This window comes from Streptomyces sp. NPDC048639, assembly GCF_043199075.1.
In the GTDB taxonomy this organism is placed as follows: domain Bacteria; phylum Actinomycetota; class Actinomycetes; order Streptomycetales; family Streptomycetaceae; genus Streptomyces.
On sequence record NZ_JBICVP010000001.1, the window covers coordinates 405160 to 420960 of the forward strand.

Annotated in this window: 13 protein-coding genes and 1 pseudogene; 10 read left to right on the forward strand and 4 right to left on the reverse strand. The window is 73.3% G+C overall.

Going from position 1 to position 15801, the window contains the following annotated elements:
• Positions 1-111 precede the first annotated feature (111 nt).
• Together ACGFNH_RS01740 and ACGFNH_RS01745 are read right to left on the reverse strand one after the other, a co-directional pair.
• Positions 112-390: a hypothetical protein gene (locus ACGFNH_RS01740; RefSeq protein ID WP_393650978.1), complete on the reverse strand. Its 279-nt coding sequence runs from the start codon at positions 388-390 to the stop codon at positions 112-114.
• Between the two features lie 61 nt (positions 391-451).
• Entirely contained in the window at positions 452-1246 is a 795-nt protein-coding gene (locus ACGFNH_RS01745; protein ID WP_393650979.1) for a PspA/IM30 family protein, read from the reverse strand.
• Between the two features lie 255 nt (positions 1247-1501).
• On the opposite strand from ACGFNH_RS01745, the gene ACGFNH_RS01750 reads away from it, so the two are divergent.
• Together ACGFNH_RS01750 and ACGFNH_RS01755 are read left to right on the forward strand one after the other, a co-directional pair.
• Positions 1502-2098 carry a DUF3043 domain-containing protein gene (locus ACGFNH_RS01750; protein WP_393650980.1) on the forward strand — a complete coding sequence of 199 codons (597 nt, stop codon included), beginning with the start codon at positions 1502-1504 and terminating at the stop codon, positions 2096-2098.
• Positions 2099-2181: 83 nt separating this feature from the next.
• Positions 2182-2916 carry a methyltransferase domain-containing protein gene (locus ACGFNH_RS01755; RefSeq protein WP_393650981.1) on the forward strand — a complete coding sequence of 245 codons (735 nt, stop codon included), beginning with the start codon at positions 2182-2184 and terminating at the stop codon, positions 2914-2916.
• 146 nt (positions 2917-3062) lie between these two features.
• On the opposite strand, the gene ACGFNH_RS01760 is transcribed toward ACGFNH_RS01755, so the two are convergent.
• Positions 3063-3317, reverse strand: a complete 255-nt coding sequence (locus ACGFNH_RS01760) for a hypothetical protein (protein ID WP_393650982.1) — start codon at positions 3315-3317, stop codon at positions 3063-3065.
• Between the two features lie 197 nt (positions 3318-3514).
• On the opposite strand from ACGFNH_RS01760, the gene ACGFNH_RS01765 reads away from it, so the two are divergent.
• The 3 genes and pseudogenes from ACGFNH_RS01765 to ACGFNH_RS01775 all read left to right on the forward strand — a co-directional run.
• On the forward strand, positions 3515-4720 hold the full coding sequence (locus ACGFNH_RS01765; protein WP_393650983.1) for a bifunctional adenosylcobinamide kinase/adenosylcobinamide-phosphate guanylyltransferase: 1206 nt from the start codon (positions 3515-3517) through the stop codon (positions 4718-4720).
• Between the two features lie 141 nt (positions 4721-4861).
• Positions 4862-5950, forward strand: coding sequence for a nicotinate-nucleotide--dimethylbenzimidazole phosphoribosyltransferase (gene cobT / locus ACGFNH_RS01770; protein ID WP_393650984.1), 1089 nt, complete (start codon positions 4862-4864; stop codon positions 5948-5950).
• A gap of 433 nt (positions 5951-6383) precedes the next feature.
• A pseudogene (locus ACGFNH_RS01775) lies at positions 6384-7094 on the forward strand (hypothetical protein); the annotation flags it as partial.
• Here ACGFNH_RS01775 and ACGFNH_RS01780 read toward each other — a convergent pair.
• On the reverse strand, positions 7058-7795 hold the full coding sequence (locus ACGFNH_RS01780) for a hypothetical protein (protein ID WP_393650985.1): 738 nt from the start codon (positions 7793-7795) through the stop codon (positions 7058-7060). The pseudogene ACGFNH_RS01775 and the gene ACGFNH_RS01780 overlap by 37 nt on opposite strands.
• Before the next feature lie 155 nt (positions 7796-7950).
• On the opposite strand from ACGFNH_RS01780, the gene ACGFNH_RS01785 reads away from it, so the two are divergent.
• The 5 genes from ACGFNH_RS01785 (at position 7951) to ACGFNH_RS01805 (ending at position 15674) form a co-directional block, all read left to right on the forward strand.
• Positions 7951-8802 carry an adenosylcobinamide-GDP ribazoletransferase gene (locus ACGFNH_RS01785; RefSeq protein WP_393650986.1) on the forward strand — a complete coding sequence of 284 codons (852 nt, stop codon included), beginning with the start codon at positions 7951-7953 and terminating at the stop codon, positions 8800-8802.
• A 392-nt stretch (positions 8803-9194) separates the two neighbouring features.
• Positions 9195-10739 carry a leucyl aminopeptidase gene (locus ACGFNH_RS01790; RefSeq protein WP_393650987.1) on the forward strand — a complete coding sequence of 515 codons (1545 nt, stop codon included), beginning with the start codon at positions 9195-9197 and terminating at the stop codon, positions 10737-10739.
• 384 nt (positions 10740-11123) lie between these two features.
• Entirely contained in the window at positions 11124-12512 is a 1389-nt protein-coding gene (lpdA, locus tag ACGFNH_RS01795; RefSeq protein ID WP_393650988.1) for a dihydrolipoyl dehydrogenase, read from the forward strand.
• A gap of 49 nt (positions 12513-12561) precedes the next feature.
• On the forward strand, positions 12562-14358 hold the full coding sequence (sucB, locus tag ACGFNH_RS01800; protein WP_393650989.1) for a 2-oxoglutarate dehydrogenase, E2 component, dihydrolipoamide succinyltransferase: 1797 nt from the start codon (positions 12562-12564) through the stop codon (positions 14356-14358).
• A 224-nt stretch (positions 14359-14582) separates the two neighbouring features.
• A complete protein-coding gene (locus ACGFNH_RS01805) occupies positions 14583-15674 on the forward strand; it encodes a helix-turn-helix transcriptional regulator (RefSeq protein ID WP_393650990.1) in 1092 nt (363 codons plus the stop codon).
• Positions 15675-15801: the final 127 nt, after the last annotated feature.

A 15801-nucleotide genomic window follows, 5' to 3' on the forward strand; every position in this document is an offset into this window, starting at 1 on the left:
CATCGCCGTGTGCTGCTGTCTCTGCGCCTGTCGTTGCGCCGGAGCGCGCGTACGGGCCGGGCTCGCGCCGACCGTCACCCGACCACCGGCCCCGGCCGGACGGGCCGTCCGTCAGCCGGGGATCAGCCCGTCCTCGCTGAGCATCTCCCTGACCTCCCCGAGCGTCGCGTCCGGAGCCGGAAGGATCAGTTCGGACGGTTCGAGGGAGTCGTCGGGCAGGGGCTCACCGAGCTCGCGGACCTCGTTGAGCAGCGCGGTGAGGGTCCGCCGGAAGCCCGCCTCGTCCCCGCTCTCCATCTCGGCCAGCAGTTCGTCGTCCAGCCTGTTGAGCTCGGGGAAGTGACGGTCCGCCAGCTCCACCTGGCCCTCTCCCATGATCCGCACGATCATGACGACCTCCAGATACGTCCGGTGCGCGGTGACGCCCGGCCACGGCTCGCGGCGCGGGGGTCTAGCTCTTGTCGAACCGGGGCCGTTCCTCCGACTGCTGCGGCGCCACCTGCTGGTCCGGTCCTCCCTCAATAGCCTGCTGCGAACCGCTGCCGCCCGCCAGCTCGGCCTTCATCCGCTGCAGCTCCAGCTCGACGTCCGTACCGCCCGAGAGCCGGTCCAGCTCGGCCGCGATGTCGTCCTTGGCCATCCCGCTCTGATCGTCGAGCGCGCCGGACGCGAGCAGCTCGTCGATCGCGCCCGCGCGCGCCTGGAGCTGGGCGGTCTTGTCCTCGGCCCGCTGGATCGCCATGCCGACGTCGCCCATCTCCTCGGAGATGCCGGAGAAGGCCTCTCCGATCCGGGTCTGCGCCTGCGCCGCGGTGTAGGTGGCCTTGATCGTCTCCTTCTTCGTACGGAAGGCGTCCACCTTGGCCTGCAGCCGCTGCGCCGCCAGCGTCAGCTTCTCCTCCTCGCCCGTCAGCGTCTGATGCTGCGTCTCGAGGTCGGTGACCTGCTGCTGGAGGGCGGCCCGGCGGGACAGCGCTTCGCGCGCCAGGTCCTCGCGGCCCAGGGCGAGCGCCTTGCGGCCCTGGTCCTCGAGCTTCGCGGACTGCCCTTGGAGCTGCCCCAGCTGCAGCTCGAGCCGCTTGCGGGAGGTGGCCACGTCCGCCACGCCCCGGCGGACCTTCTGAAGCAGCTCGAGCTGCTTCTGGTACGAGTAATCGAGGGTCTCGCGCGGGTCCTCGGCCCGGTCCAGGGCTTTGTTGGCCTTCGCGCGGAAGATCATCCCCATCCGCTTCATGACACCGCTCATGGGCCTCGCGCGCCCCCTTCTTCCGGGCTCGGACTGCAGCACGTCTCTAGACCCAACAGTACGGGTCCTGCCTCTATTACCGCACTGTTCCGCCCCCGATGCGCTCCTCCTCCAGGACGATCACGGAACGGTTGTCTCCGGCGCAAGGAGTAGGTGACGCCGCGACGCGCCCCCCGTACGTCTCCCCCGCCGTTGCCGGATCGTGCCCGTGGGGCCTGTGGGTCCGGAGCGCGGGAACCCGTACCCTTGGGCCTTGTGTTCCGAAGCCGTTCCAAGGATGAGCAGTCCGCCGTCACCAGGATGACCGCGGACGAGCCACAGCAGCCCCGCGACCCGCAGGCACCCAAGGGTCGCCCCACCCCCAAGCGCAGCCAGGCCCAGTCCCAGCGCCGCAGCCTGGCGTCGACGCCGACCAACCGCAAGGACACCGCCAAGCGCACCCGCGAGGCGCGCCGCGCGGACATGGCCCGTCAGCGCGAGGCACTGGCGAGCGGCGACGAGCGCTTTCTGCCGGTCCGTGACAAGGGCCCGATCCGGCGCTTCGCCCGTGACTTCGTCGACTCACGCTTCGCCGTGGCGGAGTTCTTCCTGCCGCTCGCGGTGCTCATCCTGGTGCTGAGCATGCTGCCGTCGCCGGCGATCAAGAACATCTCCCTGCTCCTGTGGCTGGGCGTCATCGTGATGATCGTCATCGACTCGATCGGCGTGGCCATCCGGCTGAAGAAGCAGCTCCGGACCCGCTTCCCGAACGAGAACCTGCGCGGCGCAGTGCCGTACGCCCTGATGCGCACGCTGCAGATGCGCCGGCTGCGTCTGCCGAAGCCGCAGGTCAAGCGCGGAGAACGGCCCTGAGCGCTCCGCCCGCCCCCCGCGAGGCCACGGTCGGCGGGCCGGAGGCCCTTCTCGACCCGGCCGCCGCCGTCCAGCACGAACTGGTGGCCCGCCAGCTCGAGGAGCAGATAGCGGGCCGCTTCCCGGTGGGGCAGCGGCTGCGCATCCTCGACGTGGGACTCGGCCCGGGGGCGCCGGAGCCGGAGACCCGGGGCGTTTCGCAGGCGCTGCGCCTGGCCCGCGCGGGCCACAAGATCACGGTTCTGGAGTCCGACGCGCGAACTCTCGATGTGCTCCGCACCGCACTGGTGACGGAGCCGGAGGGCATACGGGATCGGGTGCGGTTCATCGAGGGCGCCGGCCAGGACACGGGCGTCCACTTCCTGCCGGGCAGCTTCGACGTCGTGCTGTGCCACGGCGTGCTGATGTACATAGCCGACCCCGACGCGATGCTGGCGGGCCTGGCCCGGGTCCTCGCCCCGGGCGGGCTCCTGTCGCTGCTGGTGCGCAACGCGGACGGTCTGGCGATGCGGCCCGGACTCGCGGGCGACTGGGACGGGGCCCTGACCGCGTTCGACTCCCCGGTCTCCACCGCCCCCAGCGGTCTGAAGCTGCGGGCCGACCGGATCGGCGCGCTCACCGCCACCCTCGCGGGGATCGGCGCCCCGCTGCACGCCTGGTACGGGGTACGGGTCTTCACCGCCCCGGCCGGTGACGGCCTACACCTGCCGCACCCCGCCGGACCCGAGCGGATGCTCGCCGCGGAGGAGCGGGCCGGGCGCACCGACCCGTACCGCGCGGTGGCGGCACTGTTGCATCTGTGCGGCGTACGGGGCTGAGCGGGGCGTACGGACTCCCCTGCGCGCTGCGGACACCCGCCAGCGGCCGCGGCTGCTGGCGGGGTGGAACCCGGCCTGAGCGAACTCCCGGGCGAGGGCGCGGCCGCCACTGCGGCCGCGCCGTCATCCCGCCGCCCTGCGGGCGGTCAGACCTCGGACGCTTCAGCCTCGGCCTCGGCCTCCGACTCCTGCGACGCCTCCTCCGCGTGCAGGCTCATCGGGCCGTAGATCTTGGTGCCGTCCTCGAAGAGCGTCACCTGGTCCGTGCCGCCGTCCGCCACGTCCTTCCACACCTCGCCGATCCAGGACTCGGCGTCCCCCTGTGTGCTGAACTCCTCGGGCTCGACCGCGGGCACGGTCTCGGTGCCGTCGGCCTTCTCGAACCGCCACGTCCACGCCATGTGCGCCTCCCTGCGTCCCTCTGAAGTCCCTCCGGGTGCATGCCCACGCAGCCTAACGGGCCGGGCGGGGCCGCCGCCGGGGCGTACCCGGAGACCACCCCGCTGACCGGCACGTGACAGTCCGCGGGACGGACGGCGGAACGGACCCCGGGTGACCCGGCGCGCCCGCCGCGCGGCGACGCGAGACGATCGTGGGCGTGGAACTGACTCTCCTCGGGACCGGAACCCCCAGCGGCCTGCCCCGCCCCGGCTGCCCCTGCGCCGCCTGCGCGACGGCGGTCGGCGACGAGGCGCGGGCACCCACCGCGCTCCTGCTGGACGGCTCGCTGCTGCTCGACCTCACGCCGGGTGCCGCTCTGGCCGCGGCCCGCGCAGGGCAGACCGTGACGGGCGTACGGCAGGTGCTGCTGTCCCATCCGCACAACGGGCCCGCCGTCGAGGCGCCGGCCGGGCTGCCCGCGCCGGAGCGCGTGCCGGACGGGCGCGAGATCACGCTGATCAGCGGCCACCGGGTGCAGGCCGTCGCCGTGGACGTGCCGGGCACGGGCTACGCGGTGACGGGCCCGGACGGCGACCGGCTGCTCTATCTGCCCCCGGAGGCGGCGCCCGCGGGCGTGTCGGAGGGCCATGAGCCGTACGACCTGGCCGTCCTCGACGTGAACGGGCGGCCCGACGCGCTCGCCCGGCTGCGCGCCGCCGGCGCGGTGGCCGCGACCACGGACGTGGTGGCCGTCCACCTCGACCACGACGTGCCGCCGGGCCCCGAACTGCACCGCCGGCTCGCGGCGGCGGGGGCACGGGCCGTGGCGGACGGCGAGACGCTGGTGGTCGGCGACTTCCAGGAGGTCCCCGATCTGCCGCGCCGGACGCTGGTGCTCGGCGGGGCCCGTTCGGGCAAGTCGGTCGAGGCGGAGCGGCGGCTGGAGTCCTTCCCGGACGTGGTCTACGTCGCGACCGGCGGCACACGGGAGGGCGACGGCGACTGGGCGGACCGCGTCGCCCTGCACCGTGAGCGACGGCCAGGCTCCTGGCGCACGGTCGAGACCTGCGACCTGCTCCCGCTCCTGGCCGAGGAGGGTCCGCCACTGCTCGTCGACTGCCTGGCGCTGTGGCTGACGGACGCCATGGACCGGGCCGCGGCGTGGGACGAGGAACGGTGGGCCTCCGGCGTGGCGCGGCGCGAACTGCACGAGCGGACGGACGCGTTGACGGAGGCGGTACGGAACACGCGGCGCAGCGTCGTCGCCGTATCGAACGAGGTGGGCTCCGGGGTGCACCCGGCGACGTCCGCCGGGCGGCGGTTCCGCGACGAACTCGGGCGCCTGAACGCGGCGTTCGGGGCCGAGTGCGAACATCTGCTTCTCGTGGTGGCGGGACAGCCGCTCCTGCTCCGTCCACGCTGAACCCGCCGGGATCGGGGCCAGCGGGAACCCGACCGCCACCCCCGGGCGGGGAGTTGGGAGCCGCCGAGGCCGCCCCGAAGTGCGGCCCGCGGGCGCCCCCGGCCCGGCGGAGGCCCCTTCGGCGACGATAGGGTTCAGCACGTGAGCGGCCTGAATCTCGACGACTTCGGCAATCTGATCGAACGACCCGACGGCGGGGTGCGGAGGGACGCCGAGGAACGGCGCGAGCGCCTGGTCCTGCCTCCCGGTGCCCTGGGGCGCCTGGACGAGCTGGGCGAATGGCTCTCCGCGGCGCAGAGCGCGGTGCCGGTGAATCCGGTCGAGCAGCCGCGTGTCGTGCTGTTCGCCGGTGACCACGGGGTGGCCGGGCTCGGGGTCTCGGCGCGCCCGGCCGGGACGGCCAAGGACCTGGTGCGCTCGGTCCTCGAGGGCGGGAGCCCCGTGGCCGTACTGGCCCGGCGGTTCGGCGTTCCCGTACGCGTGGTGGACATGGCTGTGGACTGCGATCCGGCGGACCTGCCCGAGGACGTCGTACGGCACCGCGTCCGGCGGAGTTCGGGCCGTATCGACATCGAGGACGCCCTCACCGCCGAGGAGGCGGAACAGGCCGTGCGCGCCGGGATGGCGGTGGCGGACGAGGAGGCCGACTCGGGCACCGATCTCGTGGTTCTCGGCGATCTGAGCGTCGGCGGGACCACCGTCGCGGGCGCGCTGATCGCCGCCCTCTGCGGCACGGACGCCTCGGTCGTCACAGGCCGGGGCGGGGCCGGGATCGACGACCTCGCGTGGATGCGCAAGTGCGCCGCGATCCGCGACGCGCTGCGCCGTGCCCGCCCGGTGCTGGGCGATCAGCTCGAACTGCTGGCCGCCACGGGCGGTGCCGACGTCGCGGCGATGACCGGATTCCTGTTGCAGTGCGCGGTGCGCCGTACGCCTGTGATCCTCGACGGGGTCGTGTCCGCCGCGTGCGCGCTGGTCGCGCAGCGCGTGGCGTTCCGGGCACCGGACTGGTGGCTGGCGGGCCAGGCGAGCGGCGAGCCGGGTCAGGCGAAGGCGCTGGACCGGATGGCGCTCAACCCTCTGCTCGACCACGGCGTCACTGTGGGCGAGGGAACGGGGGCGCTGCTCGCACTGCCATTCGTGCAGGCGGCGGCCTCCCTGGCGGCGGAACTGCCCGAGCGCCCGGAGAAGGGCACGGACGGGACGCCGCAGGAGTCCGAGCTCGACTGACCTGCGCCGCGGACGGACCGGTCCGCGGTGTACGAGCACATGGTTCCGCGACGAGGACCCGTGCCGGTGACTGCGCGTCCGCGCCGCCGGCCGACCCGGCTCCTCCCCCTCACCGATTCCATACGGTTGCTCGTCAGGGGGAGAAGTCCACGTGCATCCCAAGCATGCGGAATGCGCCGTTCGTTATGCGCCGCACGGAGCAGACCCGGCCACCGGCGCCTCGCGCGGACGCGGCGGCGCCTGGTGCGACACCGCATCCGTGCCGCGGAACACGGGAGTTGAGGCCCGGGACGACGTCCCGTCCCCCGTGCGACGCGTGCAACGCGCGCCACGTGTGCGCCGCGTCGGCGGCGAGTCCGGCACAGGGCGGCGCACCGGTGCGGCGAAGGCGTCGGGAGCGACGGGACCAACCCCCGGGGCCGGCGCACGTCTCGTGCGCGCCGCCCGCGCCGAGTGGAACACGGTCCACGGCCCTGTGCGCGAGGCGTTCGTGGCCCGGCGGCCACTCGTCGTCGGCGCGATCCCGCTGGCCGTGGCGGCCGCGTGCCTGACGGCGCTGTTCCAGCTCGTACAGTCCCAGCCGTGGGGCTTCCAGCCGGTGCAGGACATCGGTGCCGTCCGGGCCGGGCAGCCGTGGTGGCTCGCCGCTCTGCGGACCCCGCTGTCGCTCTTCGTTCCCGCCCCCGACCTCCCCGTCTGGGGCGCACTCGCCCAGATCCTCATCGTCTTCGGCATCGGCCAGATCTGCCTGGGGTGGCGCCGGACGCTGGCGATCGCCTTTGTGGCCACCATCGGCGGGACGATGTACGCGCGGTACGGCGTCGCCGTCGGCCCGGACGGCTTCCTCGGCCTGCCCGCCGCCGACGCGCTGGTCACCGACACCGGCCCCTCCGCCGCCGTCGTCGGCCTCGCGGTGTACCTGGCGTGGCATCTCCGCGCCTGGATCACGGGCGGTCTCGTGGTGACCGCGATGGTCGTCGAAGTGGTCGTCGAACCCAACCTTGCGGGCAAGGAGCATCTGGCCGCCATCGCCGCGGTCCTGATCGTCCGCGCGGTGCCGGCGGCGTACGGGGCGTTGCGCGTACGCGGGGCGGAGCGCTTGGCGCGTCAGCGGCTGGGGGCTCCCGCCACCATGTCCTGGAAGCGCCGGCCGAGCCTGTCCCACCGCTTGTCGTGGCGGTACGCCCGGATGCGCGACCGGGCTCTGGCGCGTGGGCGGTTCCTGTAGAACCGCTTGGCCCAGGGCGATGTGGGGCGGGCGAGGCGTACGGCGCCGACGAGGGAGAAGTACGGGATGAACGCGCCGATGACGGCGAGTCTCAACTTCCCCTTCATCAGGGCGATCAGGGCGATGAGGAAGTTGAGGCCGATGTTCGCGATGACGGTGAGGCGGTCCTGCTGCTCCTCGTCGGTCACGCCGTTGACGCCGAACGGGACGAAGCCGAGCAGCATGAGGCCGACGAGCGCGGCGGTGAGCACCACTACCTCGACGCTCTGCCGCCCCTGCTCGGTCCAGTAGACGTCGGCGAGGTGCAGCACGAGCGCGAACTCGTCGAGGACGAGCCCCACCCCCATGCCGAAGAGGACCGCGGAGAGTCCACTGCCGAACCCGTGCCCGTAGCCGCCGATCACGCCGAAGCCGCCGATGACGGTGAGGATGATGCCGGGGACGACGTGGTGGATGTGGAGCCCGCCCGGCGAGACGTTGCGGAACGGGCCCCTGCCCGCCCTGATCATCCGTGTGATGGTCCGGGTGATCAGAAAGGTCAGGATGAAGGCCGTGAGGGCGAGGAAGAGGGGCAGCTTGCCCGGCTCGACGATGTTGCGAGCCCACCAGCCCTCCATGACATCGCTCCCCCGGGTCGGAATGATCCCTTGTGTACCGCTTTGCTCTAGAGGGCAATGTACTGCCCGCCACGGGGCACGGCCTGCGGGGAGGGACAGCGGCGCCGGACGGCCTGCGTACTGCCCGCGCCGCGGTGCGGGATAGCCTGCGCGCGATGAGCGACGACACGACCTCGGGACCCGCCGCGTCCGGCCCGGCGGAGGCACGCGACGGTACGGCCCCCGGCTCCCCCGCCACCCCGGGCGAGGGGCTGCGCTTCGCCTTCGGCACCCTGACGGTCTTCCGCGTCCGCGTGACCCGCTGGGACCATGCGGCCGGACGCTCCGGAATGCTGTGCGCACCCGTGGCGGGGGCGGCCGTCGGCCTCTGCGCGGCGGCGGCTGCCGGACTCCTGTACGCCCTGGGCGGCGGGCCGTTGCTCGCGGCGGTCGCGGCGGTGGCCGTACCGGCGGTGCTCACCCGCGGCCTGCATCTCGACGGTCTGGCCGACACCGCTGACGGGCTCGGCAGCGGCAGGCCCGCCGACGACGCCCTGCGCATCATGAAGCGGTCCGACATCGGGCCGTTCGGCGTGGTCACGCTGGTCCTCGTCCTGCTGGCCCAGGTCGCGGCCCTGTACGAGCTGTTCGGTGCGGGCGCCGGGCAGGGCGCCCTCGGAGCCCTCACCGCCGCGGTCGCGGCGCGGCTCGCACTCACCCTCGCCTCCCGCACCGGGGTCCCGGCCGCGCGGCCGGACGGGCTCGGCGCCGCGGTCGCGGCCACGGTCCCGGTGGGGAGCGCCGCGGTCGCGGCCGCCGTCACGGTGGCGGCCTGCGCGGCGGCGGGCGCCTCGCTCGGACCGTACGGCGCCGTACGTCATGCGTTGGCCGTGCTGATCGCGCTCGGCGCCGCCGAACTCCTGCTGCGCCACTGCCGGCGCCGCCTCGGCGGCGTGACCGGTGACGTGTTCGGCGCCCTCGCCGAGACGGCGGCCACGGCCGCGCTGCTCGCCCTGGCCGTCGCCTGACGCGACGTTCGCCGCACCGGACGACGCCGCACCGGACGTCGCCGCACGGACACTTCGCGGCGCAGAGACGTCGCCGCACGGACACTTCGCAGCGCGGCACGGACACTTCGCGGCGCGGACTTCGCCACACAGAGCGACGGAACTTCCACACCGTAAACGCACGTTCGGGACATGACGCCCACGGCGGCGAACGGCCCGTGCGCGGCGGGCGGTCGCCTGCCGCCCGCGCTCGCACCCTCCACCCTTGCCGGGCGGCACCCCGGTCCAGCGGTCGGAATACGATGCTCGCAGCGCCCGGGGCCGTGCGCGGCAGTTGCGCGGCGACCCGTCCGGGCTCGCGGCGGCCGGCCCACCGACTGGCCGAGAAACGCAACGGAAGAGGACCTCAACCCGTGACTGCTCTGACTATCAGCACCTCCTCAGCGGCGACGCTCCGCGCGGACGCCGTCGTGATCGGCGTGGCAAAGGGCGACAAGGGCCCTGTCGTCACGCCCGGCGCCGAGGCCGTGGACAAGGCGTTCGACGGGAAGCTGGCCGCCGTCCTGGAGACCCTCGGCGCCTCCGGCGGCGAGGGCGAGGTGACCAAGCTCCACGCCCCGTCGGGCCTGAAGGCCCCGGTCGTGCTGGCGGTCGGTCTCGGTGAAGCCCCCGCGAAGGGCGACGGCTTCGGCGCGGAGACCCTGCGGCGCGCCGCCGGGTCCGCCGCCCGCGCGCTGGCCGGGTCGAAGAAGGGCGCGTTCGCGCTCCCCGTCGGCAGTGCCGAGGACGCCGCGGCGGTCGCCGAGGGCGCGCTGCTCGGTGCGTACGCCTTCAACGCCTACCGCACCAGCGGCGGCGCCAACAGCAAGGCGGGCGGCAAGAAGAAGGACGACAAGAAGGCGCCGCTGGCCGAGGTCACCCTCCTCGGCGGCAAGCCCCGCGACAAGGCCTTCAAGGCGGCCGTCGAGCGGGCCACCGCGCTCGCCGCCGAGGTGCACCGCGCCCGTGACCTCATCAACACCCCCTCCAACGACCTGACCCCCAAGTCCTTCGCCGCCGCCACCCAGGCCGCCGCCAAGGAGTTCGGGCTCAAGGCCGAGGTGATGGACGAGAAGGCGCTGACCAAGGGCGGCTACGGCGGCCTGATGGGCGTCGGCCAGGGCTCGGCCAACCCGCCCCGCCTGGTGCGCCTCGCCTGGACCCACCCGAAGGCGAAGAAGACCGTCGCCCTCGTCGGCAAGGGCATCACGTACGACTCGGGCGGCATCTCGCTGAAGCCGGCCGGCCACAACGAGACGATGAAGTGCGACATGAGCGGCGCCGCAGCCGTCTTCGCCACCGTCGTCGCGGCCGCCCGCCTCGGCCTGCAGGTCAATGTGACCGGCTGGCTCGCCCTCGCCGAGAACATGCCGTCGGGCACCGCGACCCGCCCCGGCGACGTGCTCTCGATGTACGGCGGCAAGACGGTCGAGGTGCTCAACACCGACGCCGAGGGCCGGCTCGTCCTCGCCGACGCGATCACCCGCGCCTGCGAGGAGAAGCCGGACACGATCGTGGACGTGGCGACGCTGACCGGCGCCATGGTGCTGGCGCTGGGCAACCGCACGTTCGGGATCATGGCGAACGACGAGGCGTACCGCACCGCGATCCACGAGATCGCCGACGAGGTCGGCGAGCAGTCCTGGCCGATGCCGATGCCCGCCGAGCTCCGCAAGGGCATGGACTCCCCCGTCGCCGACATCGCCAACATGGGAGAGCGGATGGGCGGCGGCCTGGTGGCCGGCCTGTTCCTCAAGGAGTTCGTCGCCGACGGGATCACCTGGGCCCACCTCGACATCGCGGGCCCGGCCTTCCACGAGGGCGCCCCGTACGGCTACACCCCCAAGGGCGGCACCGGTTCCTCGGTCCGCACCCTGGTGCGGCTCATCGAGCGCACGGCGGCCGGCGACCTCGCCTGAGCGAGCCATCGCGGTCACGTCACGGCCCCGGGCCCTCGCGCCCGGGGCCGCGTGCACGTCGAGGGCCCGGTGCGCGCTGCGTACGCGTTCCGGGCCGTCGCGGGCATCGCCCCTGGTCGTTCCGGGCCGGTGTCCGTTCGCCCTCGACGAAATCCGTACGGCGTACGCTCGGGTAACCGAAGGCCCAGGTGCCCGGACCCGTCTCAGACCGTGGCCCCGCGTCCCGCCTCCTCCGAACAAGTGCGAAGATGTTGTGTCGGCAGGACAGGGCCCCCGGCTCACTTACCGAGCGAGCCAACCCGAGGGCCGACAGAAAAAGCGGCCGAACCACAGCCGCCGCCGGTCGCCGACCGGCTCCGGCGCACCATGCATGGAGGACGTGACGTGGCGAACGACGCCAGCACCGTTTTCGACCTAGTGATCCTCGGAGGCGGCAGCGGTGGTTACGCCGCCGCTCTGCGCGGGGCACAGCTGGGCCTGGACGTCGCACTGATCGAGAAGGACAAGCTGGGCGGGACCTGCCTGCACCGCGGATGCATCCCCACAAAGGCTCTGCTCCACGCCGGTGAGCTCGCGGACCAGGCCCGCGAGGGCGCCGAGTTCGGTGTGAAGACCTCTTTCGAGGGCATCGACATGGCGGGCGTCCACAAGTACAAGGACGGCGTGATCTCGGGCCTGTACAAGGGCCTCCAGGGTCTGGTCGCCTCGCGCAAGATCACCTACGTGACCGGTGAGGGCCGTCTCTCCTCGCCCACCTCGGTGGATGTGAACGGCGAGCGCTACGAAGGCCGCCACATCCTGCTCGCGACCGGCTCCGTGCCGAAGTCGCTGCCGGGCCTGGAGATCGACGGCAACCGCGTCATCTCCTCCGACCACGCCCTCGTCCTCGACCGCGTGCCGAAGTCCGCGATCGTGCTCGGCGGCGGCGTCATCGGCGTCGAGTTCGCCTCCGCCTGGAAGTCCTTCGGGTCCGAGATCACCATCGTCGAGGCGCTGCCCCACCTCGTCCCGGTCGAGGACGAGGACAGCTCCAAGCAGCTCGAGCGGGCCTTCCGCAAGCGCGGCATCAAGTTCTCGCTCGGCTCCCGCTTCCAGGGCGTGGAGTACACCGCGGACGGTGTGAAGGTCACGCTGGAGAACGGCAAGACCTTCGAGGCCGAGGTGCTGCTCGTCGCCGTCGGCCGCGGCCCGGTCTCCCAGGGCCTGGGCTACGAGGAGGCCGGGGTCGCCATGGACCGCGGCTTCGTCCCCGTCGACGAGTACATGCAGACCAATGTGCCGTCCGTGTCGGCCGTCGGTGACCTCGTCCCCACGCTGCAGCTCGCGCACGTGGGCTTCGCCGAGGGCATCCTCGTCGCCGAGCGGCTGGCGGGCATCAAGACCGTGCCGATCGACTACGACGGTGTGCCGCGCGTCACGTACTGCCACCCGGAGGTCGCCTCCGTGGGCATCACCGAGGCCAAGGCCAAGGAGCTCTACGGCGCGGACAAGGTCGTCGCCCTCAAGTACAGCCTGGCGGGCAACGGCAAGAGCAGGATCCTCAAGACCGCGGGCGAGATCAAGCTCGTCCAGGTGCGGGACGGCGCCGTCGTGGGCGTCCACATGGTCGGTGACCGTATGGGCGAGCAGGTCGGCGAGGCGCAGCTCATCTACAACTGGGAGGCGCTGCCCGCCGAGGTCGCGCAGCTCATCCACGCGCACCCGACGCAGAACGAGGCGCTCGGCGAGGCTCACCTCGCGCTGGCGGGCAAGCCTCTGCACTCCCACGACTAATCCTCGGGCGCGACCCATCCGCACAGATCGTTAAGGAGCAACCGAAACCATGGCGGTTTCCGTAACCCTGCCGGCGCTCGGCGAGAGCGTGACCGAGGGCACTGTCACCCGCTGGCTGAAGGCGGAGGGCGAACGCGTCGAGGCCGACGAGCCGCTGCTCGAGGTCTCGACCGACAAGGTCGACACGGAGATCCCGGCCCCCGCGGCCGGTGTGCTCTCCTCCATCAAGGTGGCCGAGGACGAGACCGTCGAGGTGGGCGCCGAGCTGGCCGTCATCGACGACGGCAGCGGCGCGCCCGCGGAGGCCCCGGCGGCCGAGTCGGCTCCCGAGCCGGCCGCGCAGCCGGAGCCCGAGGCCGAGCCCGAGCCGGCCCCGGCCGCTCAGGCCGAAGCCCCCGCACAGGCCGAAGCCCCTGCCCAGGCCGAGGCTCCTGCGGGCGGCTCCGCCGAGGGCACCGAGGTCGTCCTGCCCGCACTGGGCGAGTCGGTGACCGAGGGCACCGTGACCCGCTGGCTGAAGCAGGTCGGCGAGTCCGTCGACGCCGACGAGCCGCTGCTCGAGGTCTCCACCGACAAGGTCGACACCGAGATCCCGGCCCCGGTCGCGGGCACCGTGCTCGAGATCCTCGTCGGCGAGGACGAGACCGCGGAGGTCGGCGCCAAGCTGGCCGTCATCGGCGCCGCCGGTGGCGCTGCGGCCGCCGCCCCGGCCCCCGCTGCCCCGGCGCCCGCGCCGGCCGCGGAGGCTCCGAAGGCCGAGGCTCCGAAGGCTGAGGCCCCGAAGGCCGAGGCCCCGAAGGCGGAGGCTCCGGCTCCCGCCCCGGCCCCGGCGCCTGCCGCCGCTGCTCCCAAGGCTCCTGCTCCCGCCCCGGCTCCGGCCGCGCCGTCCATCCCGGCCCCGTCCGCCCCGGCGGGCGAGAGCGCGGGCGCCTACGTGACCCCGCTCGTGCGCAAGCTCGCCGCGGAGAACGGCGTCGACCTGGCGACGGTCAAGGGCACCGGTGTCGGTGGCCGTATCCGCAAGCAGGACGTCATCGCCGCCGCCGAGGCGCAGAAGGCCGCGGCCTCCGCTCCGGCCGCCTCGGCCCCCGCGGCGAAGGCCGCCTCCGTCGAGCCGTCCCCGCTGCGCGGTCAGACGGTCAAGATGACCCGCATGCGCAAGGTCATCGGCGACAACATGATGAAGGCGCTGCACGAGCAGGCCCAGCTCACCTCGGTCGTCGAGGTGGACGTCACCAAGATCATGCGGCTGCGGGCCCGGGCCAAGGACAGCTTCGCCCAGCGTGAGGGCGTCAAGCTCTCGCCGATGCCGTTCTTCGTCAAGGCCGCCGCCCAGGCGCTGAAGGCCCACCCGGTCATCAACGCCCGGATCAACGAGGCCGAGGGCACCATCACCTACTTCGACACCGAGAACATCGGTATCGCGGTGGACTCCGAGAAGGGTCTGATGACCCCGGTCATCAAGGGTGCGGGCGACCTCAACATCGCCGGTCTCTCCAAGAAGACCGCGGAGCTGGCGAGCAAGGTCCGTGGCAACAAGATCACTCCGGACGAGCTGTCCGGCGCGACCTTCACGATCAGCAACACCGGCTCGCGCGGTGCGCTGTTCGACACGGTCATCGTGCCGCCGAACCAGGCGGCCCTGCTCGGCATCGGTGCGACAGTCAAGCGCCCGGTGGTCGTCGACCACCCGGAGCTCGGCGAGACCATCGCTGTCCGGCACATGACGTACCTGTCGCTCTCCTACGACCACCGCCTGGTGGACGGGGCCGACGCCGCCCGCTACCTGGTGGCGGTCAAGGAGTTCCTGGAGGCGGGCGAGTTCGAGGTCGACCTCGGCCTCTGACCCCCCTCGCAGGACCGCGTACGCAGCGGCGCCCCCGTCCGGATCGCTCCGGGCGGGGGCGCCGTCGTCTCCCTCCCTGCCGTGTCTCGCACCGTCTCGCCTGTCGTGTCTCGCACTGTCGCGGCTCCCCGTCTCCCCGCCTCCCCGCTCTCGTGGGACGGCCGTGCTCTGCGTAGCCACCACTGCCGCTGCCCGTTGTCGGAGGCGGCGTGCATGATGACTCCATGCGGGCAGCACGGCTGATCAAACTGGTGCTGCTGCTCCAGTCGCGGCCGTCCGTGACGGCCCCCGAACTGGCGCGGCAGCTCGAAGTCTCGGAGCGCACGGTGGCGCGCGACGTCCTCGCCCTCTCCGAAGCCGGAGTGCCGGTGTACGCGGACCGGGGGCGCGCGGGCGGCTACCGCCTGGTCGGCGGCTACCGCACCCGGCTGACGGGCATGGGCCGGCGGGAAGCGGAGGCGCTCTTCCTCTCCGGGGTTCCCTCGGCGCTGCGCGAACTGGGCCTCGCCGACGCGGGCTCGGCGGCCCGGCTGAAGGTGGCGGCCGCGTTGCTGCCGGAGTTGAGCGACGCGCCGGCGAACGCCGCCCAGCGTTTCCACCTCGACGCACCGGGCTGGTGGCAGGAGCCCGGGACCCCGGAGCTGCTGCCGGACATCGCGACCGCCGTCTGGGACGACCGTACGCTCAGCGCCCGTTACCGCCGGGCCGGCGGCGAGGTGGCACGGGAGCTGGAGCCGTACGGCCTCGTGTTGAAGGCCGGGGTCTGGTATCTGGCGGCCCGCCCGGCCGGGGCGTCCGCGGTCGGCGGGGCCGCTGCGGGCGGGGCCACTGCCGGCGAAGGGGCCTCCACCGACGGCGATCCCGACGGCGATCAGAAGCCGCGCCCCGCCCACCGGGTCTACCGGGTGGACCGGTTCACGGACGTGACGCCCGGCCCCGAGCGCTTCGTACGGGACGAGTCCTTCGACCTGGAAGCGTTCTGGGCGGACCGCGCGGAAGCGTTCGCGCGCTCCATCCTGCGGGACACGGTCGTCCTGCGGCTCTCGGAGACCGGGGCGGGCCGGCTGCCGTACGCGACCGACCGCGCGGCAGGGCGGGAGGCAGTGGAGTCCGCCTCCGATCCTGGAGCGGACGGCTGGGTGACGGTCACCCTGCCCGTCGAGTCGCTGGACGTGGCCTTCGGCCAGCTGTTGATGCTCGGGCCGGAGGCGGAAGTGCTCGAGCCGGTCGAGCTGCGCCGCCGGTTCGCCGATGCCGCTGTCCGCTCGGCGGCGCTGTACGGCGAAACGCCAGAGGGCGGCGACGGTCGGCGGTAGCCGTGGGCGGTAGCCGTGGGCGGTAGCCGTGGGCGGGCCTGCGTCCGCCAAGCACGGCTGACGACGCACCTTCTCCCAGTTGCCGCCCCGAGGCGCAGGGGCGCGCTGGGAGGGCAGGCCGACCATC